Below are 23,319 nucleotides of genomic sequence, written 5' to 3'. Positions count from 1 at the left end.
CGAAAACGCAAACTCAGGGTTGATCGCTAAAAGCACTGCGCCGGCGCCGGTCCTTCCGGCGCATGAGATCCCTTATGTTCCCTGCCCGGCGTGGTTCGGAACCGCATCGACGGCCTTCGACCGCTCCTCGATGGCGAGCACGGCGAAGGTCGCGAGCCAATGCTCGCCCATATAGTCGCCCGCGATATGCGGCAGCCCGGCTTCCAGATGCAGCCTTGCGGCGTTCGCTATGACCGGGCGCCGCACGTCCCATTCCGGCAGGGCTGCGGCCAGCGCGCTCCAACACCAGGCCCGGCTGAGATTGAGCCCGTCGAGATGCGCGATCTTGCCATCGGTCCGGTCGGTCACGGTCGCCGGCGTGAACAGGATCGCCGGCTCGCTCTGCGCGATGCGCGGCAGGAAGCGCTCGAACCAGGGCAGGAACTGTTCCGCCGGCAGCAGGCGGCGCATGCATTCCGCCTCGATCAGCGCCGAGGACTGGAAATCGTCGCCGCTCGGCTCGCCCCAGGCCGGGCAATCCGCGTCGGCGCCGTACCAGCGCAAGGCCGTCTCGCGCAGCAGGGTGAGGAAGGCGCCGTCCCCGGTCGCATCCGCGTAATCCGTCGCCATCCGCAGGCCGAAGGCGGTGTTGAAATGCGTGCCGACCCGCACGGGATAGGTCGCAATCGGCAGGAAGTTGCGGAAGCGCTGGGCGAAAGCCTCGGCGAGCGGCGCCAGCGCCCGGCCCCAGCGCCCGTCATCCAGCCCCCGCAACTCGGCCGCGAGCTTCAGCAGCCAGCCCCAGCCATAGGGCCGCTTGAAGCCGCGTGCCGTCGGCTGGGCGAGATAGGCGCATTCGATCGCGATCTTCTCCGGGACGAGCTGTTCGTCGAACAATGCGACGATCTCGGCAGCCGCTTCCATCTTCGGATGACGGCGCAGCAAGCGGGCCAGCATCCAGTAGCTGTGCACGCAGGAATGCCAGTCATAGCTGCCGTAGAACACCGGATGCAGCTCGCTCGGCGTCCGCGCGTCCTGCGGCCCGGCCAGCGTATGGTCCGGCTTGTTCGGATATTCGCGGCGGACATGGCCGAGCGCGATCCCGGCGAAGCGCTGCGCGATCTCTTCGGTGAGCGAGGGAGTGGTCATGGCGTGGCTTGTCTCCGATGTCGCGCAACCTACCAGCGATTCGGCCATCGCAAAGCGCCATGCGTCATCGAGGTGCAACCCCGCCATCTCCTCGCGTCGGGTTCCTTCATCGCTTCGGTCTGGTCTAACAAGGATGGCGCGCTCCACGCTGATGTCGATCGGCTCGGCAGCATCGCCAACCATTCGCCCGAGGGGAAAAAGCCGTGGACCTGCCTGCCAACGCCTTCAAGGCCGCGCTCAAGCGCGGCGAGCTTCAGATCGGATTGTGGAGCAGCCTGTGCAGCCCGATCGTGTCCGAGATCATCAGCCAGAGCGGCTTCGACTGGATTCTGGTCGATACCGAGCATTCCCCCAACGAGCCGCCCGACGTTCTCGCCCAGTTGCAGGCCCTGAAGGGTGGCACGGCGACCCCGATCGTCCGCCCGGCCTGGAATGACGCCGTGCTGCTCAAGCGCCTGCTCGATATCGGCGTGCAGGCCGTGCTCGTGCCCTTCGTCCAGAACGCCGAGGAGGCAGCCAGGGCCGTTGCAGCCTGCCGCTATCCGCCTGCCGGCATCCGCGGCATCACGGTCAGCGGCCGCGGCAGCCATTACGGGCGCGTGCAGAACTACCTGAAACGCGCCGATGGCGAGATCTGCGTGCTGGTGCAGGTTGAGACCGGCGAGGCGCTCAGCCAGATCGAGGCGATCGCCTCGGTCGATGGCGTCGACGGCGTCTTCATCGGCCCGGCCGATCTCTCGGCCTCGCTCGGCCATATCGGCAACCCCGGCCACCCGGAAGTCCAGGCCGCGATCCAGGATGCGGTGAAGCGCCTGACCGCGCTCGGCAAGCCGGCCGGCATTCTGACGCCGTCCGAGGCGGATGCGCGCCGCTATATCGAATGGGGCTATCGCTTCGTCGCCGTCGGCTCCGATCTCGGCCTGATGACCAAGCATGCCGACGCGCTGGCCAAGGCTTTCGCCCCGCAGCGCTGATCGGCGGAACCTGAAGCCGGGGCGCTCGCCCCGACCCTCACTCGATCTTCACGTTCGCCTTCTGCGCGACCTCGGCCCAGCGTTTGGTTTCGGAGGCGATATGGGCGGTGAACTGCTTCTGGCTCGATCCGACCGGATCAACGCCGAGCTTCTTGAGCTGTTCGATCACCGCCGGTTCCTTCATGATCGCCTGCGTCTCCGCCGAGAGCTTGGCGACGATCTCCTTCGGCACCGCCGACGGCGCGAAGAAGCCGTGCCATGAGCTGGCATCGTAGCCCGGAATGAACTCCGACAGCGCCGGCAGGTCCGGGGCGACCGCGAGCCGCTTTGGCGTCGCGGTCGCGAGCGCGCGGATCTTGCCCGCCTGCACATGCGGCCAGGCGATCGTGATGTTGTCGAAGGTGATCTGGATCTGGCCGGAGAGCAGATCCTGCGTCACCTGCCCGCTCGACCGATAGGGCACATGCACCATGTCGGTCCCGGTTGAGACCTTGAACAGCTCGGCCGCCATATGGGTCGAGGTGCCCGCTCCAGACGAACCGAAGGAGTACTTGCCGGGGTTCTTCTTCAGGAGCTCGATCAGCTCCGGCACGGTCTTGGCCGGCAGGTCGATATTGACCATCAGGATGTTCGGCACGCTCGCCACCTGCGAGATCGGCGCGAAATCCTTGATGTGGTCGAAGGGCAGCCGGGCATAGACGGCCGGGTTGATCGCATGGCTCGACACCGTGCCCATGGTCAGCGTGTAACCGTCGGCCGGAGCGCGCGCCACGGCGGCGACGCCGGTATTGCCGCCGGCGCCGGGCCGGTTCTCGACGATGAACTTGCCACCGAGCCGCTGGCCCAGCCGATCGGCCAGAATGCGCCCGAGCAGGTCGGTGGTGCCGCCGGCCGCGAAGGGCACGACGATGGTGACGACCTTGCTGCCGGGATACTCGCCCTGCGCGAAGGCGGGGCCTGCCGCGGCGAGACAGGCGGCGGCGATGACGGTCCTGCGTGTAATGCTCATCGGTTCGTTCCTCCCGTTGCGGCCAATCCGCTCGCACCTCGTGGCGGGCGCTTACCCCCAAGCGATAGCACAGGATTGCGAGTTTGAAATCTGAAATTTCAGATTGCCGTACACAGCGCTTTGTGCTGTCTTGATGGCTCATGGCGCAGGGCCGACCACCGCGACGAGGCGGTTTCGGCCGCGCGCCGCGGAAGAATCATGTTGCAGCCTGCCGTCGAACCTGTCGCTCCCGATCTGCTGCGCTCGCTGCGCGAGCATGTCCACGAGCGCCTGCGCCGCGCCATCGTCGCCGGGCGCTTCCGCAATGGCGAGCGGCTGAACGAACGCCATCTCGCCGAGATGCTCGGCGTCAGCACCACCCCGGTGAAGGACGCGATCCGCAAGCTTGAAAGCGAGGGGCTGGTCAGGACCGAGGCGCGGCGCGGCGTCTTCGTCGAATTCTCCCCCCGTCAGGCGCTGGAGATGGCGCTCGGCCGTGCCGCGCTCGAAAGCGTGATGGCCCATATCGCGGCGAACCATCTGACGAAGGTCGGCGCGGTCGAGCTCGGCAAGCTCATCGCCCAGATGGAGCAAGCGACCGAACATGGCGACCTCGAAGATCTCGTCGCGCTGAACGAGGCCTATCACCGCGCGATCCATCGCATCTCCGGCTGCACCTATCTGGAACGCCGGCTCGACGGCCAGCGCATGTACGACCATGCCCAGCGCATCGCCCTGCACTCTGAGCTGGATGAGCGCCGCCGCGGCTTCGAGGAACATCGGGACATCTACGAGGCGCTGCTGGCACGCGATCCCGCGCTCGCCGAGCTCAGGATGCGCCGTCACATCGTCCGCTCTGCGAAGGCTCATGTACGATTGGTCTTCGGCGCGGATGCGGAGGGACTGGACTATGACGAATGACAAGGTGCGCCGCGCGCTGCGCGGCATTTCCGGCGTCCATGTCACCGCCTGGAAGGCGGATGGCGAAGCCGACTGGGCGCTGACCGGCAGGATCGTCCGGCGCATCGCGGAAGCCGGCATTCACAACATCGTCTCGGCCGGCAATACCGGCGAATTCTATCCGATGACGACGGCCGAGGTGGAGCGCTCGCACGCCACCGCTGCCGAAGCCGCCGCCGGCAAGGCGCTGGTCACCGCCGGCATCGGCCGCTCGCTGCGCGAAGCCGTGGCAACCGGCAAGCTCGCGGCCCAAGCCGGCTGCGACGCCGCGATGGTGCATCACCCGCTCGATCCCTTCGCCGCGCCGCAATCCCAGGCCGACTACATCCTCGCCATCGCCGAGGCGCTGCCGATCCCGCTCGTCGCCTATATTCGCTCGGACGCGATCGGCGTGAAGGACCTGATCCGCGTCGCGACCCACGCCAACGTCGCCGGCGTGAAATTCGCAGCGAATAACATGATGCTGCTCGCCGATTGCGTGCGCGAGACGGAAGGCTCTTCCGCCAACTGGATCTGCGGCCTCGCCGAAGGCTGGGCCGCGCCCTTCCATGCGCTCGGCGCCCGTGGCTTTACCTCGGGCCTGATCAATGTCGCGCCGGAACGCTCGCTCGCCGTCTGGCGCGCTCTGGAAGCCGGCGATTACGACACCGCCCGTCGCGAGGTCGACGCCATCGCCGGCTTCGAGAAGCTGCGCACCAAATATGGCAACGGCGCCAATGTCACCGTGGTGAAGGAGGCGCTCGGCCTGCTCGGCACGGATGTCGGCCCGGTCCGCCTCCCCGGCCTGCCGGAGCTGAACGAAGCCGAGCGGGCGGAGCTGCGCAGCATCGTGTCGAGCTGGGGCGCAGTGAAAGCCGCAGCTGAGTGATAGGCCGTCATTCTCGGGCGAAGCATAGCGCAGCCCCGAGAATCTCATGACAAGATGACACTGGTTTCCGAGATGATCGGGTCAAGCCCGACCACCCCTCCGGCACCGGTTAGAACGACAAGAATTCGAGGAAACGCCGATGTCCGCCCGCCCCCGCAAGACGCCCGAGACCCTGCGCAGCTGGCGCTGGTTCGGGGCGAGCGACCTGCGCTCCTTCGGGCACCGCTCGCGGGCCTTGCAGATGGGGTTCGGCCATGAGGAGTTCATGGGCAAGCCGGTCATCGGCATCATCAATACCTGGTCCGAGATCAACCCGTGCCACACCCACCTGCGCGACCGCGCGGAGGCCGTGAAGCGCGCGGTCTGGGCGGCGGGCGGATTCCCGATCGAGATCCCGGTGATGTCGGTTTCCGAGCAATATCAGAAGCCTACGACCATGCTCTATCGCAACTTCCTGGCGATGGAGACCGAGGAATCGATCCGCTCTCACCCGCTCGACGGGGCCGTCCTGCTCGGCGGCTGCGACAAGTCCACGCCGGCCCTGATCATGGGCGCCTGCAGCGCGGGCCTGCCCTTCATCTTCGTGCCGGCCGGGCCGATGCTGCGCGGCAACTGGGCCGGCAAGGTGCTGGGCTCGGGCGCAGATGTCTGGAAATACTGGGCCGAGAAGGAAGCCGGCAATATCACCGACAGCGACTGGAAGGACATGGAAAGCGGCATCGCCCGCTCCTATGGCACCTGCATGGTGATGGGCACCGCCGCGACGATGATGAGTCATGCCGAGGTTTTGGGCCTCACCCTGCCCGGCGCCTCCGCCATCCCTGCTGCCGACGCGGCTCATCCCCGCATGGCCGCAGCTGCCGGAAAGCGCATCGTCGAGATGGTCTGGGAGGACCTGACGCCGGATCAGATTCTTACCCGCAAGAGCTTCGAGAATGCGCTGACGGTGCATATGGCCGTCGCCGGCTCGACCAATGCGATCATCCATCTCGTCGCCATGGCCGGCCGTGCCGGCGTGCCGCTGACGCCGGATGATTTCGACGCCTTCTCGCGCAATGTCCCCGTCGTCGCGAACCTGCGCCCCTCCGGCGACTTCCTGATGGAGGATTTCTTCTATGCCGGCGGCCTGCCCGCCCTGCTGAAGCAGCTCGAAAGCAAGCTCCACACCGATGCGATGACCGTGACCGGCAAGCCGATCGCCGAGACCATCGCACTCGCCAAGGTCTACGACGACAACGTCATCCGCCCGCTCGACAAGCCCGTATCGACCGCGAACGGCCTCGCCGTGCTCAAGGGCAACCTCGCGCCCGATGGCTGCGTCATCAAGCCCTCCGCCGCCGAGCCGCGGCTGCTCAAGCATTCCGGCCCGGCCCTCGTCTTCGAGCACTACGATGCGATGATGAAGGCCGTGAACGACGAGTCTCTCGACGTCACCGCCGACCATATCATGGTCCTCAAGAACTGCGGCCCGGTCGGCGGCCCCGGCATGCCGGAATGGGGCATGCTGCCGATCCCGAAGAAGCTCTTGAAACAGGGCGTGCGCGACATGCTCCGCATCTCGGATGCCCGCATGTCTGGCACCAGCTACGGCGCCTGCATCCTCCATGTCGCGCCGGAGGCCTATATCAAGGGTCCGCTCGCCGCGGTGCAGACCGGCGACATCATCAGCGTCGATGTCGAAGCCCGCAGCATCTCGGTCGATCTCACCGAGGCCGAGATCGCCGCCCGTCTCGCCGTCTGGACTCCGCCGGACCGCGATTATCCGCGCGGCTGGGGCAAGATGTCGGCGGCGCATATCCGCCAGGCCGACAAGGGCTGTGATTTCGATTATCTGGAGGGAACGGCGAAGGTGCCGGAGCCCGAGATCCACTGATGCAGGATATCCGCGACATCGAGCGCATCGCCGTCGTCGGCGCGGGGCTGATCGGCAGTTCCTGGGCCGCGCTCGCCATGGGCCACGGCCTGAACGTTTCAGCCTACGATCCCGCGCCCGGCGCGGAGGAGAAGTTTCGCCACACGGTCGAGCGGGCGCGCGAGCAGCTCGCCGCGCTCGGGCTGGCCAATACCGGCCAGTATCAGTTCACGAATGATCTCGATGAAGCTCTGCAAGGGGTTGATTTCGTTCAGGAGAACGGCCCCGAAAACGAATCCGCCAAACGCGCGCTACTCTCCCGTCTCGATGCGGAGCTGCCGCCTGAGATCATCATCGCCAGCAGCACCTCGGCCCTGCTGCGCAGCACGATCATCGCGGATTGCCGGAACAAGCGCCGGGTGATCGTCGCCCATCCCTTCAACCCGCCGCATCTCGTGCCGCTGGTCGAGATCGTCGGCGAGGATGAGGCGATCGTCGATCGCGCCGCCGCCTTCTATCGCAGCCTCGACCGGCGCCCGGTCGTCCTCCAGCGCGAGATGCCCGGCCATGTCGCCAACCGGCTGGCTTCCGCGCTCTATCGGGAGGCGGTTTACCTGGTCGAGCAGGGCGTCGCCAGCGTCGCCGAGATCGATGCCGCGCTCTGCAACGGCCCCGGCCTGCGCTGGGCCCTGATGGGGCCGCACATGACCTATCATCTCGGCGGCGGCGAAGGCGGCATCGCCGGCTATCTCGCCCATCTCGGGCCGAGCCAGGTCCGGCGCTGGCAATCCCTCGGGACGCCTTCCCTCGACGAAGACGTCCAGCAACGGATCATCGAGGGCGTGGCGGAGGAAGCCGCGGGTCGCACGATCGCGCAGCTCGAAGAGCGCCGCGACGAAGGGCTGCTGGCGCTGCTGCGCGCCCGCAAGCTCGTCAGCGAGTGACGCTCAGCCGAAGCGGCGTGGCCGCAGGCCGGCGTGGAACCAGCTGATCAGCGAATAGATGTCGTAGACCGGCAGCCCGGTCGCCGCCTGCACATCAGCCGCATAGGGCGGCATGTTCGTGCATTCCAGCACGATGGCGCCGATATCGGGGTGGCCGGCGACGAGATCGAGCGCCGCCTGCACCACGTCCTGCCGGGCGAGCGCGACATCCATGTCGTCCTTCTCGGCCTTGATCAGGACGCGGAAAAATTCGCGCCCATTCTCCGTGCCGGTGACGGGCGTGTCGAGCGGCACCCCCGCCGCCTCGAGATGCGCCGGCGTCAGCGTCGCCGCCGAGACCGTGACGATGCCGACGCGCTTGCCGGGTGGCAGCGTCGCCTGCACCCAGGGCACCTGCATCAGCGAGGATGTCGCGACCGGCACGCCGACAGCCGCCGCGAGCTCGCGCTGGAAGAGCGAGAGGAAGCCGCAATTGGTGGTGATCGCCTCGGCGCCGAGCCGGACGAGATCGCGCGCCGCCTCGATGAAATCGGGCAGCAGGCCGGCAGCGCCGTTGAGCACGACCTTCTCGGGGCTGGCACCGCCAACGACGCGGTACAGCACCGGGAAAGGCCAGGTCGTGCCGTTGCCCATGTCGCCGGGAATCCGCGGGAAGCGCGCCTCCAGCATCAGGATGCCCAACGGAACGCCATAGATCGCCTTGCCGCCCCGTGCGATCCGCCCCGCCACGGACGCTGTCGAAATCTCGGTCATCAAGCCTCCCATCTGCCGATGTGTCCGCAAGCTAGAGCATTTTCGGGCGAAGTGGGCACCGGTTCGCGTGTGGAAAATGCGACTGTATGAAAATTGGGAGCAATCCCGCGATTCTCAGGAAAAGCCGATGCGGGATCACAGACCCGGATGCCGGAAAAGCCCATGACGAAGAGAAAATTCATAAGGCCCGGCCAAAACTCTCGCCGCCGCCATTGCTTCGTCGTTTTTGCATTGTCATAAAACCGGCTTTCGCGCGCTTCTGCCGGCGCTGGTCCCGGTCTCGCCTGCCCGTCTCGCTGTTCGTCCGGAGCCCGGCCTTGATTCCTTCGCTTGAAAAGCTTCGCCGCCTTGCCGCGTTCGCGGGCTGGGCCGCGCTGCTGGCGATCCTGTTCTCGACGCTGTCGCCGCTGGGAGTGCGCCCGCATATTCCGATGCTGGGTGCGGATCTTGAGCGCTTCCTCGCCTTTTTTGCTGCCGGCGCGACCTTCGCCTTCGCCTATCCGCGGCAGCGCTGGCTCGTATTGGCGGGCATCGTCGCCCTCGCCATCGGCCTCGAATGGCTCCAGACGCTGGAAGAGACCCGCCACGGTCTGCCGCATGATGCGATCGTGAAGGTCGCCGGCGCAACGCTCGGCAGCATCCTCTCCGCCACCTTCGACACGATGGCGCAGCGCTTCCGCAAGCCTGCCTGATTCATCCTGGCACAACCTGTGCCGGCACGCTGTCGGCACAGGCTTCCTTGTCCCCAAAAAAAGCCCTCACCTGCGCCAAACTGGCCCGCATCGCCGCGGCATGCGCCTTGCCACTCTGCTCCCACCATGCTCCAGACCGGCACATCGTGCCGCGACGGAACATGCGCAAGCCGGGCGGGAGAGAGATGAGCGTCAATGATCTGAGCGATATGCCGCAGGCTCTGCCCGACAATTATGCGGGTCTCGGGCGGCTTTGGCTCGGCCCCCTGACGGCGGCCTGCGATGCGGCAGTTGTCGCCTCCCTCGTCTATGCGGTGTCCTTCGCCTATCACCTCGGCGCGACCGGCCTGCCGGGCGTCGACCGCTCCACGCGGGAGCTGGCGGCGATGCTCGCGACGCTGTTCGTCTTCGTCAATCTGATGCGCGGACGCTATCAGATCGCGAACTACCTCTCGGCACGGGGACAGATGGGCTCGGCCTTCGCCGTCTGGAACATCACCCTCGTCGCCTTCCTGGCCCTGCTGTTCCTCGCCAAGATCGCGGACCATTATTCACGCATCGTGATGGTCGCGACCTATCTCTGCGGCATCCCCGTCATTGCGCTGTCCCGCTCGGCCGTCGTCCGGCTGGTCGCCGCCGGCAGCCGGAGCGGACGGATCACCGCCGAGCGCGCTTTTCTCATCGGGCGGGAAGCGAACATCATGTCCTTCGTTTCACGGCACAAGCCCTGGCATATGGGCTTCGCAGTCACCGACGTCGCCTTTCTGAAATCGGGTGGCGAGGCCGCGCTCGCCGCCGATCTCACAGCCGCCGTCGCGAACTGCCGGATGACGCGACCGGACGCGGTCTTCATCGCGGTCCCCTGGTCCGAGCAGGAAGCCATCACGGCCTGCGTCGACGCCTTCATGAACCTGCCGGTCGCGATCCATCTCGCGCCCGAGCCGATCATGGAGCGCTTCGGCAATGCGCATGTCGTGCATACGGGCACGCTGTCGAGCCTGCGCTTGACGCGCCAGCCGCTCTCGACGGTGGAAGTCGCGGCCAAGCGCGCCTTCGACATCGTCGCCGCCTCCTGCGGCATCATCCTAACCTTGCCGCTGCTTCTCCTGATCGCGGTCCTGATCCGGCTCGATTCACCCGGCCCCGTGCTCTTCCGCCAGCGGCGCTACGGCTTCAATCAGCAGGCCTTCCGGATCTTCAAGTTCCGCACGATGACCACCACCGATGACGGCAAGGTCGTCGTTCAGGCCAAGCGCAACGATCCCCGGATCACGCGCCTCGGCCATCTGCTGCGACGCTACAACCTGGACGAGCTGCCGCAGTTCCTGAACGTCCTCGCCGGCGACATGTCGCTCGTCGGCCCGCGCCCCCACGCGCTGGCACATGATGTCGAATTCGAGCGCAAGATCGCCAACTATGCCCGCCGCCACAATGTCAGGCCGGGAATCACCGGCTGGGCACAGGTGAACGGCTTCCGCGGCGAGACCGATACCGACGCCAAGATGGCCGGGCGCGTCGCCTACGACCATTGGTATATCGACAACTGGTCGTTCTGGCTCGACATCCGGATCCTGTTCCGGACCGTTCTGAGCCGGAAGGCCTTCGCCAACGCCCGCTGAAGCATCGGCCTGAAACGTGGCATGCGGTTTTCGGAAGAAGCCGATGCAGGATCAACGGTCGGGATCATCGGGCCGCGACGGCAAGCGCGTGGCAGCCCGCCCCTGATCGGCGAACCGGAAGACTGCATCGGCACCCGGTCAGGCGAAATGGCGCCATACGGCGCGGCCGAGCCAGAAGCCCCAGCCGGCGAGAAACGCGATGACCAGCAGCGCCGCCCCGACGAGCAGGGAGCGGCCGATCACGATGCTCGCGATGCTTTCGGAATTGGCCGGTTCATTATCGTTCGCCGCTTGCGGCCGTCGGCCGAAGCCGGGGGCGTGAACAGGTGCGGGAAACCGTTGCACGCGTTCGGGTCGCATGACTCTCTCGTAAGGTTACGCAGGCGTTAAACCACGCATATATCAATGATCCAATTCGCAACAAAATAAAAGCACAAGATACGAGCGCTCCCCAACAGCCGCGCCAGTGACCGCAACTGTCGCTACCCGCCATATTGGGTGTCGGAGACCTGCTCCATCCAGTCGACGGCCTTGCCGTCCTGAACCTCCTGGATCGCGATATGCGTCATCGCCGTGGCCGGAGAGGCACCGTGCCAGTGCTTCTCCCCGGGCGGGAACCAGACCACGTCGCCGGGCCGGATTTCCATGATCGGCCCGCCCCAGCATTGCGCGCGGCCGAGACCGGCCGTGACGATCACCGTCTGGCCGAGGGGATGCGTATGCCAGGCTGTGCGGGCGCCCGGCTCGAAGGTGACGCTGGCGCCCTGGACGCGCTCGGCCGCATGCGCATTGCAGAGCGGATCGATCCGGACCGCTCCGGTGAACCAGTCCGAGGGCCCCTTCCCGGAAGGTCGGGAGCCTGCGCGCGTGATGTCCAATGAACTGCTCCTCGCTCCGATCCGGATTTTCGAGGAGCATGCCGCCGTCGCGACCGGGAATCCAGTGCGATGACGCCTCTGTCGCCGCCGCCCGCGTATCAAACAACCTTGCGAGCAGCCCGTGACGGCCCTGAGAAGCACGCCCAAAATCACCTCGGGATGGCACGCCTCGCTCCGCCCTTCCCGCATTCACGCACGGCATCGTTCAAATGAAGGAAGCCAGCGGGAGGTCCGGCCTGCATCCATCGGAGGATGGCAAGAGATCGCCCTTCATGGATCGCCTGGATCGCCGGCACGCTCCTGTCGGCCTTCGCTGCGATCGGCCTGCCCGCAGCGGCCCTGGCGAAACAGCTCGCCTTCGTCGTCGGCAACGACGCCTATCAGGAGATCTCGCCGCTGAGCGCCGGCGTCAACGACGCGCGGGCGATGAGCGCAGCCCTGAAGCGCGCCGGTTTCGAGATCGAACTGGTCGAGAACGGCACGCAGCGCCAGATCAGCCGCGCGCTGGCCGCCATCGAGGGGCGCATCGCCCCCGGCGACACCGTGCTCTTCCATTATTCCGGCCACGGCTTCGAGATCGACGGCCAGAACTGGCTGCTGCCGGTCGACGTGCCCGCTGCCCGCGAAGGTGAATCCGGGCTCGTCAAGGACGCCGCCTTCAACGCCGCCGAGATCATCGACCGCCTGCAGGCACGCGGCGCCGGCACCGTGGTCGCCATTCTCGATGCCTGCCGCAACAATCCCTTCGCCCGCCCCGGCACGCGCGCGCTCGTCGGCTCGCAGGGGCTCGCCCGCATGGATGCCTCGAACGGCGTCTTCATCATGTTCTCGGCCGGCTCCAAGCAGCAGGCGCTGGACAAGCTCTCGCCGAACGATCCGGCGGCGACCTCGATTTTCGTCCGCAGCTTCCTGCCCTTGGTCGAGCGCACCGACCTCACCTTGATCGACATCGCCAAGGAGACGCAGGCCAAGGTCCGCGATCTCGCCCGCAGCATCGGCCACGAGCAGATCCCGGCCTATTACGACGGCATCGTCGGCCGCGTGAACCTGACCGGCGCGCTGCCGGCCGCAAAGCCGGAGCTCCTCGCCCAATCCGATGCGCCCGCGCCTCGACAGCCCCGGCCCGGCGCCGCCGAGGACGTCTTCTGGCAATCGATCGAAGGCAGCATGCAGCCGGCCATGTTCGAGGCCTATCTCGCGCAGGTCCGCGGCAACACCTTCAGCGGCACCTACCGCAAACTCGCCGAACTGCGTCTTATCGCGCTGCGCGGCGGCGCCCCCTCCCCGCCGGCCCGCACCGAGATGGCGCCACCGAAGCCGCCTTCGGCCGCCTCGTCCCCGGCGCCATCCAGCGATCCCGATATCGCCGCCTGCGACCGCACTGCCGCCGACAGCCGCGACACCGAGAAACCGGCCGACATCCCAGGCGGGGAATTGAGCGCCGGCAACACCATCCAGGCCATCTCCGCCTGCGCGCGGGCAGCCGATGCGCAGACGCCGCCCCGGCGCGTCTTCTACCAGCTCGCTCGCGCCTATGAGGCGAACGGCAACCGCGTCGACGCCACTCGCTTCCTGCAGAAGGCAGCCGATCTCGGCCACCCGCTCGCCCTTTACACCTTGGCCGACAAGCTTCTCGCCGGTCAGGACAGGCCCCGCGACGCATCCCGCGCGCTCGCCCTGTTCTATCGCGCCGCCGATGCCGGCATCAGCAGCGCGGTCGTCCGCATCGGCCTGATCTATGCGAATGGGCAAGGCACCGGGCGCGACCATGCCAAGGCCGTCGCCTTCTACAATCTCGCGCTCAAGCTTCAGGAGCCGACGGTCTATCCGGAGCTGGCCGCCGCCTATCTCAACGGCCGGGGCGTCCTCAAGGATATCGGCAAGGCCTGCGAGTTGTTCAGGCAAGGTGCAGCGGCCGGAAACGCCGCCTCCATCGCCGGGGAGAAAGTCAATTGCGCCGGGCGATAGCGCCGCCGCTCGCCCGCAGACGAGACGCCGGCACGGAGCCGGCAAGCCGATGCCGAAGGAAGCAGCCATGTCGTCCGCACGTTCCCTCGCCCTGATCCTGACGGCCCTGGCAGGCGGCACGCTTCCCCTGGCCGCCGCCCCGGCGCCCTTGCGCATCGCGCAGGCGCAGCTCTCGGCCGAGGACATCTTCTGGCAGAGCATCCAGTCCAGCAGCGATCCCGCCATGTACCTGGCCTATCTCGACCAGGTCGGTGCTGGCCGCTTCACCGGCATCTACAAGGCCTTGGCCGAGATCAGGATCGCGAGCCTGAAGGGTGCTGTCCCCGTCCCGAAACCCGTCGACCAGGGGTCCGGTCGCGCCGTCGTCATCGGCAATGCCGATCCGACCGCCGGCTCCTCCGCCGAATTGGAGGCCTGCGACCGTGCCGCGGCCGCTGCGGCCGATCCCGAGAAGCCGGCGAGCGTCCCCGGCGTCACCTTCGCGGCGATCGATGCCGGGGCCGCCATCCGCGCCTGCCGCAAGGCGGTGGATACGGCCGGTGCGCCGCGACGCGCCTATTTCCAGCTCGGCCGCGCGATCCAGAAAAGCGGCAACACCGCCGATGCCGTCACCTATCTGCGCAAGGCGGTCGAACTCGGCCATGCCGGGGCGATGCACGATCTCGCCAGCATCCTGCGCCGCGGCGCCGCCGGGGTGAAGCGCGATTCCGGCCTCGCCATGGCGCTCTACGAGCGTGCTGCCGGGACCGGGCTCAACGAATCCCTGGTCCAGCTCGGTGCGATGTATGCGGAGGGCAGCGGCGTCCGGCGCGACTATGCGAAGGCGCGCGACTACTACCAGCGCGCTATCGCCGCGAAGACGCCGGGCGCCTACACCAACATGGGCGTGCTCTACGCCAACGGCCAGGGGGTGCCGCGCGACCGCACCAAGGCTTGTGAATACTGGCGCGAAGGCTCGACGCTGGGAGACGAAGTCGCCGCCAGGAATCTGAGGCGTTCCTGCCGCATGCGCTAGTAATAAAATTCAACGATCTCATCCACTTGGATGACTTATTTCGAACGGAGGAAGCGCAACATCTCCCCCTTCACAGGAGAGATTCCGCCATGCAACGCCGTGATTTTCTGATCGCCCTCGCCGGGCTTGTCGCCAGTGGTGCCACCGCAGCGCTGACAGCGCCTGCCGAAGCCGCGCCGTCGCGCCTGTCCCTCGACCAAGCCCTCGCGGCAGCCCCTGAAACCGACGCCGAATTCTCGCTGCTGGTGGGGCGCCTCACCCACCGTCGACGCGCCGGCGGATGGTGGCGCCATCGCGTCGCCGCCGCGCGCCGCTGGGGGCGCCGCGGACGGCCCGGCAGGCGCTGAGGCCCGTCGCGCCATGGTCGCGAAAGCCGTCGAAGCGTTGGAGCGCGTCCTCAAGGCACATGGCCCGGGCGTGCTCCAGTCGCTCGCCTTCGACCATTACGACAAGGAAACCCACAAGGAGGTTCGCAAGGGCCGCCTGCAGAAAGCCGGCCGCGGCGCGGCCGACGATGCCCATAATACGGGTCGGGCCCTCGACATCATCATCTACGCGTGGGAGCCGCCCAACTTCGAAAAATGGTCGAGCGAACGCGAGATCGGCTATCGGCTGGTCGATGCCTTCCTGCGCTGCCAGAAGGACATGGCCTGGAACCTCATGGTCTATGACCAGGGTGAATGGGATGCCGAGGGCATCTACAAGACCCGGTTTGCCAAGCCGACCGCCAAGCCCATGGACCGGATCGCCTTCGAGCACCTGACCCATATCCACATCCAGTGGCCGGCGAAGGGCGAGGCCAAGAACAATACGGACTGGGAAGCCATCCTCATCGCCGAATTGCACAACATCTGAAGCGCAGTCGCCCCGATGAGGGCGGCGTTGTTCCGGGCGATGCCCGCAACGACGCCGCCCTTTCGCGAGAACGTTATCGCTTCACCAACTCGACCCGGCGGTTCTGCGCCCGGCCGGCCTCGTCGGCGTTGGAGGCGATCGGCTGGTCCATGCCCTTGCCGACGGGGTTGAGGCGCGTCCGGTCGATGCCGTGGCGCATCGCGAGATCGGCGACCACCGCAAAGGCGCGCGCATCGGAGAGCTTGAGGTTGTAGGCCGCCCCGCCCTGCCCGTCGGTATGCCCGACGACATCGAGCCTGAGCTCCGGATGGCGCTTCAAAAGCGCCGCGATCTGCTGGAGCTGGGGCTGCGATTCCGGCTTGATCTCGGCCTTGTCGAAATCGAACAGGATTCCGTAGAGATTGATCCGGCCCTGGGCATCGAGGTTCCGGCTCATCTCGTCGGCCTCGACGACCTTGATCATGCCGGTATCCATCGTCGTGCTCTCGATGACGCGGGCGATCACCGCCCGCCCCCGGCTCTCGTCATCGGAGAAGGCGAGGCTGACATGCACCGTCCCAGTGGGCCGGTTCAGCCTGGCATAGAGATAGCGGCCATTGCCCTTGCCGAAGTAATTGCGGACGAGATCGCCGAGCTGGAGCTTGGGCATGTCGACCCGGCCATCGAGCGCGAGCCCGAGGAAAAGGCCGGGAAACGGCCCCTCGTTGAAGCAGCTTCCGCCTTCCGTCGAGCAGGTGAAGGCGATCTCGAAGCCCTTGGATTTCAGCGCGGCCTCATAGTTGCGCTGGGCTTCCAGGCTCGTCCGGCCTGCCGGCAGGATGTAGTAGAGCGTCGTGATCTTGCCTTCGATCAGCGCCCAGCCCGGTCCGTCCTGCGCCGTCGAGCCGCGTTCGTTGATCTTGCCGGTGATGATACGGGCCTCGTCATAGGCGTCGACCTTGTAGCCGACCTGCTTGGAATCGCCGTAGCGGCCGAGCAGCGGATGATCCTGCGCCGCCGCTGCAAGCGGCGCGAGCAGCAGCGTCAGCAGGAGCGTGAAGAGCTTTAGCGAACGGGGCATCGTCACACCTCTTTGGCTGTCACAGATGGTCGGCTGCGGAAACCGGCGCGCGGCTTGCGGCCTCCGCCTCGTAGAACGGCGGCAGGGTGCCGACGCCGGCCGCCCCGGCGAGCAAACCGCCCGGAAAGATCTGCACCGCGTTGCGGAGATTGCCGACGGCACTGTTGTAGAAGCGCCGGGCCGCGGCGATGTTGGCCTCGACCTCGGCATAGCTGCGCTGGGCCTCCATCATCGGCCCGGACGAGGTCAGCTCGGGATAGCTCTCCGCGACCGCGAACAGCCGGGTCATGTCGGCGCCGAGCGAGGCTTCCGCCTTGAACTTCTCGGCGATCCGCCCGAAATCGCGCTCGCCGATCTGCGGCAGCGCCTGCGTCCTGAGCGCCGTGATCTGGTCGAGCAGCGTCTTCTCGTGTTCGAGGAAGCGGCGGGCGATGGCGAGCACGTTCGGGATCAGGTCATGGCGCTGTTGGAGCTGCGCGTCGATGCCGCCCAGCGTCTCCGCGACCTTGTTCCGGCGCGTCACGATCGCCGCATACCAGACATAGAGGACGATGCCGGCGGCGAGCGCGAGCAGGATCAGGAACAGGGTCATGACGGGCTCCCGGCAGGGTGTGTGGGCGAAGGAGGAAGCACCTCGTGCGGCGCGCGCACGGCGACATGCATGTCGATCATCGTGTCCACGAGCGCGAAGACGCGGGCGAAATCGGCTTCGAGGCTGGCGAGTTGCTGTGCCGCGACATGGGTCTCGAGGCCGGGGGGCTCGAACAGTGCGCCGGGAATGATGGTCGGAAGCGCAAACACCATCCTGTCGCCGCTGACCAGGAAGAGCGGCGGCAGGAAGGATTGGCCGTCCGCCATCACGAGCAGCCGCTCCATCACCGCCGGCGTCAGGACGGCGCGGCCTTCGACCTGATCGCTCGACCATGTCGCGTAGACCTCCTCGAAGACCGGGTCTTCGAGGCGCAGCCGCTGAAGGCCATTGCCGGGCTGCTGGCCGTCCCGGTCGCGCAGGATCGTCGTGCCGCGAAACGGCGTGGAGACGCCGAGCTCGACATAGAGCCCCTGGAACAATGTCTGGTTGCTCTTGCCCGCCTTGCGGGTAACCGCGATCTCGCTGATCGTGATCGGGCGGCCGCGATAGCGCCCGGTAAAGCCGTCATCGGCATCGAGATCGTCATAGGCGGGCAGAAGGCCGAGCGCGACGGCACGGCTGAGATCGGGCTTCGCCCCGAGGTTGTGGACCAGCTCGCCATGGGCCGCGAGCAGGCGCGGGATCAGGCTTTCCTTGAAGGCCTTCCGGTAGCGGCCTCCCGGGACCCCGACCGCCCAGATCCACGCTCCGCCGCCGCCGATCACCAGGAAGATGACGAGGGCGACGAAAGGCGAGCCCTTCGAGGAGCCACTGCTTCCGATCATCAGCCAATACAGCAGCAGGGCCGCCGCAAGGCCGAGTGGGACGAAGAGCAGCGTCCGCCGCCGGGCTTCGATTGCGAGCTTGCCGCGCAAGGCCTCCAGCAGGGCGACTTCTGTCACGAGCGGCGAAGCAGCATCGGAGGAAACCAGTGCCGCGGCAGGTGCCGCCGGAGGCTTCTTGTAATAGCTGCGGAAGAGCGCCCAGGCTCCGAGGACGAACAGCGCCGGAACCAGCAGCGGCAGCGCCAGCGAGACCAGCGCCGCGAGCGCGATCAGCGGAAGTCCGAGGAGCGCCCAGCCGGAATCCGATCCGAGCCAGAAGATCAGGAAGGCGAGCAGTGCCAGGCAGACCGGCCCCGCGATCACGAAGAGCGCGATGCGTTCCATAATGCGCTTCGCCCTGCGCTGCTGGCGTTGCAACGCGACCGCCGAAGACGGCCAGCCCTCTTCGGGCTGCGTTGTGACAGGGCGATCGGGACGTTCCATCCAGGGCGTATCCGTGCGGTTCACCTCGCACGATCACGCCGGAAACCGTCAGGCTCCGCGTCCCTCGTTTGATGGACCAGGCGTCCCCTTCTGCCGGGGATGACGGTTGCCGGCCTCGACGACGCGCCGCCCGACGCCGGCAAGCGCGTCGACCGTATCGATGTCGCAGGTGGCATCGCCTCCGGTCGCTTCGCGGAGGCCATTCAGCAGAAATCGAAATCGCAGCCCTCGTCGGCCTGCAGGACGGTGGTCAGATAGAGATGGCGGTAGCCGCGCGACTCTTCGGAAAGATGCGCCGGCGGGTGCCATTGTGCCTTGCGGCGCGCGAGTTCGGCCTCGTCGACCAGCAACGCAATCGTCCGCGCGGGCACATCGAGCCGGATCAGGTCGCCATCGCGAACAAGCCCAAGCGGGCCACCCACGGCGGATTCCGGGGTGATATGCAGCACGATGGTGCCGAAGGCCGTGCCGCTCATGCGGGCATCCGAAATCCGGACCATGTCCTTGACGCCGGCCTGGGCCAGCTTCTTCGGGATCGGGATGTAGCCTGCCTCGGGCATGCCGGGCGCGCCTCTGGGGCCGGCATTGGTCAGCACGAGGACGTCGTCGGCCTTCACGTCGAGGTCCGGGTCATCCATGCGGCGGACCATGTCCTCGACCGAGGTGAAGACCACAGCCCGGCCCGTATGCGTCAGCAGCACCGGCGAAGCGGCAGAGTGCTTGATGACCGCACCGCCGGGCGCGAGATTGCCGCGCAGCACAGCCATGCCGCCGGTCGGCTTCACCGGACTCTGCGTCGTTCGAATGATGCTCTGGTTCGGCACCTCCTCGGCAGCGTCCGCTATTTCGCCGATGGTGCGGCCGTCGATGGTGGCGGCCGAGCGGTCAAGATGCTCGCCCAGCTCCTTCATCAGCTTCGGCACGCCACCGGCCCAGTGGAAATGCTCCATGTAATGGTCGCCGGAAGGCTTGAGATCGATCAGCACCGGCACCTTGCGGCCGATCGCGTCGAACTCCTCCAGGTCGATGCTCAGGCCGGCCCGGCGCGCAATCGCGGCGAGATGGACAAGCCCGTTGGTGGAGCCGCCGATTGCCTGCAGCACGGTCAGCGCATTGCGGAAAGCGGCCTCGGTCAAAAGTTCACTCGGCTTCGGCCCGCCCTTCGCGAGGCGCACCGCTTCGCGCCCGCTGGCCTCGGCGGCGCGGATCCGGTCGGCATGGGTGGCGGGGATGGTGCCGGTGCCGGGCAGCGCAATGCCGAGCGCCTCGACAAGGCAGCCCATCGTGCTGGCCGTGCCCATGACCATGCAGGTGCCCTGGGTCGGGGCAAGGCGCCCGCTCAGCACCTCGATCTCGGCTTCGTCGATCTGGCCGGCGCGGTGCTGCCCCCAGAGACGGCGGCAATCGGTGCAGGCGCCGAGCACCTCGCCCTTGTGATGGCCGACCAGCATGGGCCCGGTGATCAGCTGGATCGCCGGCACGTCGGCGCTGACGGCGCCCATGAGCTGCGCCGGAACGGTCTTGTCGCAGCCACCGATGAGCACGACGGAATCCACCGGCTGCGCGCGGATCATCTCCTCGGTGTCGATCGCCATCAGGTTGCGCAGGAACATCGAGGTCGGGTTGGCGAAGGATTCGTGGATGGAGATCGTCGGAAACTCCATCGGCAGCCCGCCGGCCAGCATGACGCCGCGTTTCACCGCTTCGATCAGGCGCGGCACGTTGCCATGGCAGGGGTTGAAATCGCTGAAGGTGTTGGTGATGCCGATGATCGGCCGGTCGAGCGCGTCATCGGAGAATCCGGCCGCCTTGATGAAGGCCTTGCGCAGGAACAGCGAGAAGCCCGGATCGCCATAGGTCGCGAGATTGCGACGCATGCCACGCGCAGCAGGGCCGGGAGGCGGCGTATCATCGTCGTGCTGGGTCATGCATCATCGGATGCATATCGTTGCCAAGATTGTCAACAATACTGTTGAAGAGATATAAGGTGACATGCCCGCGAGATTGCTCAAGCTCCAGACGACCGACCGCGTCCGCAGCATCACTGCGACGCTTGAAGAGGAGATCGTGCTCGGCTGGCTGATGCCCCGCGAGCGATTGGTCGAGGAAGACCTGGCCGAACGGCTGGAGGTGAAGCGCCATGTCGTGCGCGAGGCGCTGGCCGAGCTCGAAAGGATCGGGCTGGTGGAGCGCGTTCCCAACCGCGGCGCTGTCGTGAGGCTGCTGGACCCCGGGGACGTCCGCCAGATCTATTCGGTCAGGGTGGCTCTCGAAACGCTGGCCGCCGAGCAGATTCCCCTCCCCGCGCCTGCCGGCCTCGTCTCGCGGCTCGAGGACATCCAGGACACCCACAGCGCTGCGGTGGCCATCGGCGACGCCCGCTCTGCGTTTCGGGCGAACATGACGTTCCACGAGACATTGTTCGGAGCGTGCGGCAACGGGCATCTCGTCGAACTGATCCAGGCCATGGCCCAGAAAGTCCATGGGGTGCGCTCGATCACCGCTGGGAGCGACCAGCATCTCGCTCTCGCGCGCGACGAGCACCGAGCCATGATCGCGGCGATCGCCGCTGGCGACAGAGCACGGCTCGTCAGCCTGTGCCGCGACCATCTGAGCCCTTCACGCGACGCCTATATCGCCGCCGTGGAGAGGCGACCCGGCGGGCGCCCTTCCCGCGCTTGAATGCTCCCAAGTAAGCGTGATTCCGCATCACATTCGCCGACAGCATTGTCATCGAGCCGGGAAAATCAGGATCATCCGCAGAAGAGGCAGCTTCGCCGGCAACTTGCGAAGCCAGGCTGCTGGCCGGTTCGCAGTCTGATCGGAAATGGTGGGGGAAGCAGGACTCGAACCTGCGAAGGCATAGCCAGCGGATTTACAGTCCGCCCCCTTTGCCGCTCGGGACATTCCCCCGCCTGCGCCCTTGATCGGCTCTGTGAGCCCAGGGCCACCGATATGTCACTTTCGCGACGACCGGTAGGCGCGGCCGGACTTATGGTGACCGGGCCGCGCCCTGTCAACGGCAAAAAGGCCGATGGCGCGAATTCGTTGTGATGGGGCGCCGTGCCGAAGCGGGGCCGAGCCCGAAGGACTCGCAAGGGCAACCGCCCGATCGGAGCGGTGAGCGAAACCAACGCGCGCGAGATACGAAAAATCAGTCGACAACCGGTCAATTCCCGGCATGCCCATGATCGAGGATGAAGGCGACCCGCTCGGCAACACTCGCACGGGGCAGTTCGATCAGTTCATAGCCATAGCGGGGATAGGTCTCGGCCATGATCGCGTGGGTCCGCTCCGCCTCGGCGAAATCCTGCTTGCGTTCGGCGTCCTGCGCGAAGATGTCCCGCCAGGGCGGGGCGATGAACACGGTGCGGCGATAGCGCAGCTGCCACGCCGCCCGCTCGACATGGTCGGGAATCGGCAGGCCGCAGAGCGCCAGATACCCGGCGATATCGGGAACGCCACGGTCGAAGAACACGCTTTCCCGCCCCGCGAGCGCCTCGGCATGGCTGCGCAGGTCGGCTGCCAGCATCAGCTCGGCGAACAGGGCAGGATCGGCCCAGGGCAGTCCCCGGCCGCCGATTATTTGCTGGTCGCGGATAATCGCGCGCCCGGCCTCCGGCCGCACCGCGTGACCGCCCCCCGCCAGCGCTTCGATCAGGCTGGTCTTGCCCGAACCCGGCCCCCCGGTGATCGCGATCAGCCTGTCCGTCTCGCCTGGCATCATGGTTCCTGTCCTCGCGGATCTGTTGGCAAAAGGGTGGTTCGCGCTGGCCAAGCGCGCCGCGTCGTGGCACGGCAATCCGGCAATCACTGGAGAGAGCGATGGCTCCGCCGTTCCGCCCGAAACATGCCAGGCCCGCCGGAGGCAGACATGGCGCCCGCCGCCCCGACGGCCCGCCGCCGCACCGGCCGGGCGAGATCGACGAGGCCGTGCTCTACGGCGTGCATCCCGTCATCGAGGCGCTGAAGAATCCGCAGCGGCGCCACAGGCGCCTGCTCGCCACGGAGAATGGCCTGCGGCGCCTGCAGGAGCAAGTCGAGGTCCTGCCGCTCGAAGCCGAGATCGTGCGCCCCTCCGAGATCGACCGGCTGCTCACCCCCGACTCGGTGCACCAGGGCCTCTATCTCATCTGCGATCCCCTGCCCTCGCCCGATCTCGACAGCCTGCCGGACGATTGCGTCGTGCTGGCGCTCGACCAGATCACCGATCCGCACAATGTCGGCGCGATCCTGCGCTCTGCCGCGGCCTTCGCCGCCGCGGCCGTGATCGTCACGATCCGGCATTCCCCGGCCGCGACCGGCGTACTGGCGAAATCGGCCTCCGGCGCGCTGGAGCATGTGCCGCTGATCGCCGTGCGCAATCTCGGCGATGCGCTCGATACGCTCGGCAAGCGCGGCTTCCTGCGCATCGGCTTCGATTCGGATGGCGATGTCTCGTTGGACGACGTCACCCTGCGCCGCCCCCTGGTGATGGTGATGGGCGCCGAGGGCAAGGGCCTGCGCCAGCGCTCGCGCGAGCTCTGCGACCATGTCGCGCGGCTCGAAGTGCCCGGCACGATCACCAGCCTGAATGTCTCTAACGCGACGGCTATCGCGCTTTACGCGGCCAGCCGCCGCAAGTGATCGGCCTGTGCGGCGCGCCAGGCTGAAAAGGGCGCTAACCCGTCCTTTTCCGGCCTGCATCGGCTCCTCACCGATAGTCTTATAGACGAACGGTGCACGACCAAGTGCCTGATTGCCCCTGCGACAATCCGCGCGCAATCCTCTGAATCGAGCTGGAATGACGGGACTCACCGGCCTTCCGGCAGCGCGGCCATCGTCATTTTAGAACGCGAACCGCGCGGAATGGGGTTGCCGGCATGC

Annotated in this window: 22 protein-coding genes and 1 tRNA gene; 13 read left to right on the top strand and 10 right to left on the bottom strand. The window is 66.9% G+C overall.

Annotation, left to right across the window (positions count from 1 at the left end; all coding sequences use genetic code 11):
- Positions 1-72: 72 nt before the first annotated feature.
- Positions 73-1,128: a DUF2891 domain-containing protein gene (locus tag AC1RLU_RS14620; RefSeq protein WP_492796405.1), complete on the bottom strand. Its 1,056-nt coding sequence runs from the start codon at positions 1,126-1,128 to the stop codon at positions 73-75.
- A gap of 203 nt (positions 1,129-1,331) precedes the next feature.
- On the opposite strand from AC1RLU_RS14620, the gene AC1RLU_RS14615 reads away from it, so the two are divergent.
- Positions 1,332-2,102 carry an HpcH/HpaI aldolase family protein gene (locus AC1RLU_RS14615; protein WP_142112032.1) on the top strand — a complete coding sequence of 257 codons (771 nt, stop codon included), beginning with the start codon at positions 1,332-1,334 and terminating at the stop codon, positions 2,100-2,102.
- A gap of 37 nt (positions 2,103-2,139) precedes the next feature.
- Here AC1RLU_RS14615 and AC1RLU_RS14610 read toward each other — a convergent pair whose 3' ends face one another.
- Positions 2,140-3,111 carry a Bug family tripartite tricarboxylate transporter substrate binding protein gene (locus AC1RLU_RS14610; protein ID WP_492796404.1) on the bottom strand — a complete coding sequence of 324 codons (972 nt, stop codon included), beginning with the start codon at positions 3,109-3,111 and terminating at the stop codon, positions 2,140-2,142.
- 198 nt (positions 3,112-3,309) lie between these two features.
- Between AC1RLU_RS14610 and AC1RLU_RS14605 the strand changes: the two genes are divergently transcribed.
- From AC1RLU_RS14605 to AC1RLU_RS14590, 4 genes are all read left to right on the top strand, one after another.
- On the top strand, positions 3,310-4,011 hold the full coding sequence (locus AC1RLU_RS14605; protein ID WP_492796403.1) for a GntR family transcriptional regulator: 702 nt from the start codon (positions 3,310-3,312) through the stop codon (positions 4,009-4,011).
- Positions 4,001-4,918 carry a dihydrodipicolinate synthase family protein gene (locus AC1RLU_RS14600; protein ID WP_492796402.1) on the top strand — a complete coding sequence of 306 codons (918 nt, stop codon included), beginning with the start codon at positions 4,001-4,003 and terminating at the stop codon, positions 4,916-4,918. Before AC1RLU_RS14605 ends, AC1RLU_RS14600 begins: the two co-directional genes overlap by 11 nt.
- A gap of 139 nt (positions 4,919-5,057) precedes the next feature.
- Positions 5,058-6,791 (top strand): L-arabinonate dehydratase, encoded by a 1,734-nt coding sequence (gene araD / locus AC1RLU_RS14595; protein ID WP_492796401.1) that lies wholly within the window; start codon positions 5,058-5,060, stop codon positions 6,789-6,791.
- On the top strand, positions 6,791-7,714 hold the full coding sequence (locus AC1RLU_RS14590; RefSeq protein WP_492796400.1) for a 3-hydroxyacyl-CoA dehydrogenase NAD-binding domain-containing protein: 924 nt from the start codon (positions 6,791-6,793) through the stop codon (positions 7,712-7,714). The genes araD and AC1RLU_RS14590 overlap by 1 nt, the downstream gene beginning before the upstream one ends.
- A gap of 3 nt (positions 7,715-7,717) precedes the next feature.
- On the opposite strand, the gene AC1RLU_RS14585 is transcribed toward AC1RLU_RS14590, so the two are convergent.
- Positions 7,718-8,467 carry an aspartate/glutamate racemase family protein gene (locus AC1RLU_RS14585; protein ID WP_492796399.1) on the bottom strand — a complete coding sequence of 250 codons (750 nt, stop codon included), beginning with the start codon at positions 8,465-8,467 and terminating at the stop codon, positions 7,718-7,720.
- A gap of 317 nt (positions 8,468-8,784) precedes the next feature.
- Here AC1RLU_RS14585 and AC1RLU_RS14580 point away from each other — a divergent pair, with 317 nt between their 5' ends.
- Positions 8,785-9,159, top strand: coding sequence for a VanZ family protein (locus AC1RLU_RS14580; RefSeq protein WP_492796398.1), 375 nt, complete (start codon positions 8,785-8,787; stop codon positions 9,157-9,159).
- A 185-nt stretch (positions 9,160-9,344) separates the two neighbouring features.
- Positions 9,345-10,778, top strand: coding sequence for an undecaprenyl-phosphate glucose phosphotransferase (locus tag AC1RLU_RS14575; protein ID WP_170843354.1), 1,434 nt, complete (start codon positions 9,345-9,347; stop codon positions 10,776-10,778).
- A 482-nt stretch (positions 10,779-11,260) separates the two neighbouring features.
- Here AC1RLU_RS14575 and AC1RLU_RS14570 read toward each other — a convergent pair whose 3' ends face one another.
- On the bottom strand, positions 11,261-11,656 hold the full coding sequence (locus AC1RLU_RS14570) for a (R)-mandelonitrile lyase (RefSeq protein WP_061967120.1): 396 nt from the start codon (positions 11,654-11,656) through the stop codon (positions 11,261-11,263).
- Positions 11,657-11,908: 252 nt separating this feature from the next.
- Between AC1RLU_RS14570 and AC1RLU_RS14565 the strand changes: the two genes are divergently transcribed.
- From AC1RLU_RS14565 to AC1RLU_RS14550, 4 genes are all read left to right on the top strand, one after another.
- Positions 11,909-13,624: a caspase family protein gene (locus AC1RLU_RS14565; RefSeq protein WP_492796397.1), complete on the top strand. Its 1,716-nt coding sequence runs from the start codon at positions 11,909-11,911 to the stop codon at positions 13,622-13,624.
- Positions 13,625-13,691: 67 nt separating this feature from the next.
- The gene (locus tag AC1RLU_RS14560; RefSeq protein WP_492796396.1) at positions 13,692-14,639 is read left to right on the top strand and encodes a tetratricopeptide repeat protein; all 948 of its coding nucleotides are present in this window, start codon (positions 13,692-13,694) and stop codon (positions 14,637-14,639) included.
- 89 nt (positions 14,640-14,728) lie between these two features.
- Positions 14,729-14,986, top strand: coding sequence for a hypothetical protein (locus AC1RLU_RS14555; protein ID WP_091856629.1), 258 nt, complete (start codon positions 14,729-14,731; stop codon positions 14,984-14,986).
- Positions 14,987-14,999: 13 nt separating this feature from the next.
- Positions 15,000-15,494, top strand: a complete 495-nt coding sequence (locus AC1RLU_RS14550; RefSeq protein ID WP_113587118.1) for a hypothetical protein — start codon at positions 15,000-15,002, stop codon at positions 15,492-15,494.
- A gap of 73 nt (positions 15,495-15,567) precedes the next feature.
- Here AC1RLU_RS14550 and AC1RLU_RS14545 read toward each other — a convergent pair whose 3' ends face one another.
- From AC1RLU_RS14545 to AC1RLU_RS14530, 4 genes are all read right to left on the bottom strand, one after another.
- Positions 15,568-16,554: an OmpA family protein gene (locus AC1RLU_RS14545; RefSeq protein WP_492796395.1), complete on the bottom strand. Its 987-nt coding sequence runs from the start codon at positions 16,552-16,554 to the stop codon at positions 15,568-15,570.
- Between the two features lie 19 nt (positions 16,555-16,573).
- A complete protein-coding gene (locus AC1RLU_RS14540) occupies positions 16,574-17,146 on the bottom strand; it encodes a LemA family protein (RefSeq protein WP_091856627.1) in 573 nt (190 codons plus the stop codon).
- Positions 17,143-18,453, bottom strand: coding sequence for a DUF3137 domain-containing protein (locus tag AC1RLU_RS14535; RefSeq protein WP_492796394.1), 1,311 nt, complete (start codon positions 18,451-18,453; stop codon positions 17,143-17,145). Before AC1RLU_RS14535 ends, AC1RLU_RS14540 begins: the two co-directional genes overlap by 4 nt.
- 203 nt (positions 18,454-18,656) lie before the next feature.
- Entirely contained in the window at positions 18,657-20,330 is a 1,674-nt protein-coding gene (locus AC1RLU_RS14530) for an IlvD/Edd family dehydratase (protein WP_492796948.1), read from the bottom strand.
- Between the two features lie 115 nt (positions 20,331-20,445).
- Here AC1RLU_RS14530 and AC1RLU_RS14525 point away from each other — a divergent pair, with 115 nt between their 5' ends.
- Positions 20,446-21,135 carry a GntR family transcriptional regulator gene (locus AC1RLU_RS14525; RefSeq protein ID WP_492796393.1) on the top strand — a complete coding sequence of 230 codons (690 nt, stop codon included), beginning with the start codon at positions 20,446-20,448 and terminating at the stop codon, positions 21,133-21,135.
- Between the two features lie 146 nt (positions 21,136-21,281).
- On the opposite strand, the gene AC1RLU_RS14520 is transcribed toward AC1RLU_RS14525, so the two are convergent.
- Positions 21,282-21,366: transfer RNA gene (locus tag AC1RLU_RS14520), tRNA-Tyr, on the bottom strand.
- Between the two features lie 256 nt (positions 21,367-21,622).
- The gene (locus AC1RLU_RS14515; protein WP_492796946.1) at positions 21,623-22,177 is read right to left on the bottom strand and encodes an AAA family ATPase; all 555 of its coding nucleotides are present in this window, start codon (positions 22,175-22,177) and stop codon (positions 21,623-21,625) included.
- Between the two features lie 101 nt (positions 22,178-22,278).
- Here AC1RLU_RS14515 and AC1RLU_RS14510 point away from each other — a divergent pair, with 101 nt between their 5' ends.
- The gene (locus AC1RLU_RS14510) at positions 22,279-23,079 is read left to right on the top strand and encodes a TrmH family RNA methyltransferase (protein WP_492796392.1); all 801 of its coding nucleotides are present in this window, start codon (positions 22,279-22,281) and stop codon (positions 23,077-23,079) included.
- Positions 23,080-23,319 lie beyond the last annotated feature (240 nt).

The sequence above is a fragment of the Allobosea sp. GW822-FHT05A11 genome (assembly GCF_058800455.1).
Note: the sequence above shows the minus strand (reverse complement) of the source record. Positions and strands in the feature narration are given on the sequence as shown.

Excerpts from the sequence above, each read along its gene's own strand:
- AC1RLU_RS14620 (WP_492796405.1), bottom strand. The coding sequence starts at position 1,128 with ATGACCACTCCCTCGCTCACCGAAGAGATCGCGCAGCGCTTCGCCGGG.
- AC1RLU_RS14610 (WP_492796404.1), bottom strand. The coding sequence starts at position 3,111 with ATGAGCATTACACGCAGGACCGTCATCGCCGCCGCCTGTCTCGCCGCG.
- AC1RLU_RS14605 (WP_492796403.1), top strand. The coding sequence starts at position 3,310 with ATGTTGCAGCCTGCCGTCGAACCTGTCGCTCCCGATCTGCTGCGCTCG.
- AC1RLU_RS14600 (WP_492796402.1), top strand. The coding sequence starts at position 4,001 with ATGACGAATGACAAGGTGCGCCGCGCGCTGCGCGGCATTTCCGGCGTC.
- araD (WP_492796401.1), top strand. The coding sequence starts at position 5,058 with ATGTCCGCCCGCCCCCGCAAGACGCCCGAGACCCTGCGCAGCTGGCGC.
- AC1RLU_RS14590 (WP_492796400.1), top strand. The coding sequence starts at position 6,791 with ATGCAGGATATCCGCGACATCGAGCGCATCGCCGTCGTCGGCGCGGGG.
- AC1RLU_RS14585 (WP_492796399.1), bottom strand. The coding sequence starts at position 8,467 with ATGACCGAGATTTCGACAGCGTCCGTGGCGGGGCGGATCGCACGGGGC.
- AC1RLU_RS14575 (WP_170843354.1), top strand. The coding sequence starts at position 9,345 with ATGAGCGTCAATGATCTGAGCGATATGCCGCAGGCTCTGCCCGACAAT.
- AC1RLU_RS14565 (WP_492796397.1), top strand. The coding sequence starts at position 11,909 with ATGGCAAGAGATCGCCCTTCATGGATCGCCTGGATCGCCGGCACGCTC.
- AC1RLU_RS14560 (WP_492796396.1), top strand. The coding sequence starts at position 13,692 with ATGTCGTCCGCACGTTCCCTCGCCCTGATCCTGACGGCCCTGGCAGGC.
- AC1RLU_RS14555 (WP_091856629.1), top strand. The coding sequence starts at position 14,729 with ATGCAACGCCGTGATTTTCTGATCGCCCTCGCCGGGCTTGTCGCCAGT.
- AC1RLU_RS14550 (WP_113587118.1), top strand. The coding sequence starts at position 15,000 with ATGGTCGCGAAAGCCGTCGAAGCGTTGGAGCGCGTCCTCAAGGCACAT.
- AC1RLU_RS14545 (WP_492796395.1), bottom strand. The coding sequence starts at position 16,554 with ATGCCCCGTTCGCTAAAGCTCTTCACGCTCCTGCTGACGCTGCTGCTC.
- AC1RLU_RS14540 (WP_091856627.1), bottom strand. The coding sequence starts at position 17,146 with ATGACCCTGTTCCTGATCCTGCTCGCGCTCGCCGCCGGCATCGTCCTC.
- AC1RLU_RS14535 (WP_492796394.1), bottom strand. The coding sequence starts at position 18,453 with ATGGAACGTCCCGATCGCCCTGTCACAACGCAGCCCGAAGAGGGCTGG.
- AC1RLU_RS14530 (WP_492796948.1), bottom strand. The coding sequence starts at position 20,330 with ATGCGTCGCAATCTCGCGACCTATGGCGATCCGGGCTTCTCGCTGTTC.
- AC1RLU_RS14525 (WP_492796393.1), top strand. The coding sequence starts at position 20,446 with ATGCCCGCGAGATTGCTCAAGCTCCAGACGACCGACCGCGTCCGCAGC.
- AC1RLU_RS14515 (WP_492796946.1), bottom strand. The coding sequence starts at position 22,177 with ATGCCAGGCGAGACGGACAGGCTGATCGCGATCACCGGGGGGCCGGGT.
- AC1RLU_RS14510 (WP_492796392.1), top strand. The coding sequence starts at position 22,279 with ATGGCTCCGCCGTTCCGCCCGAAACATGCCAGGCCCGCCGGAGGCAGA.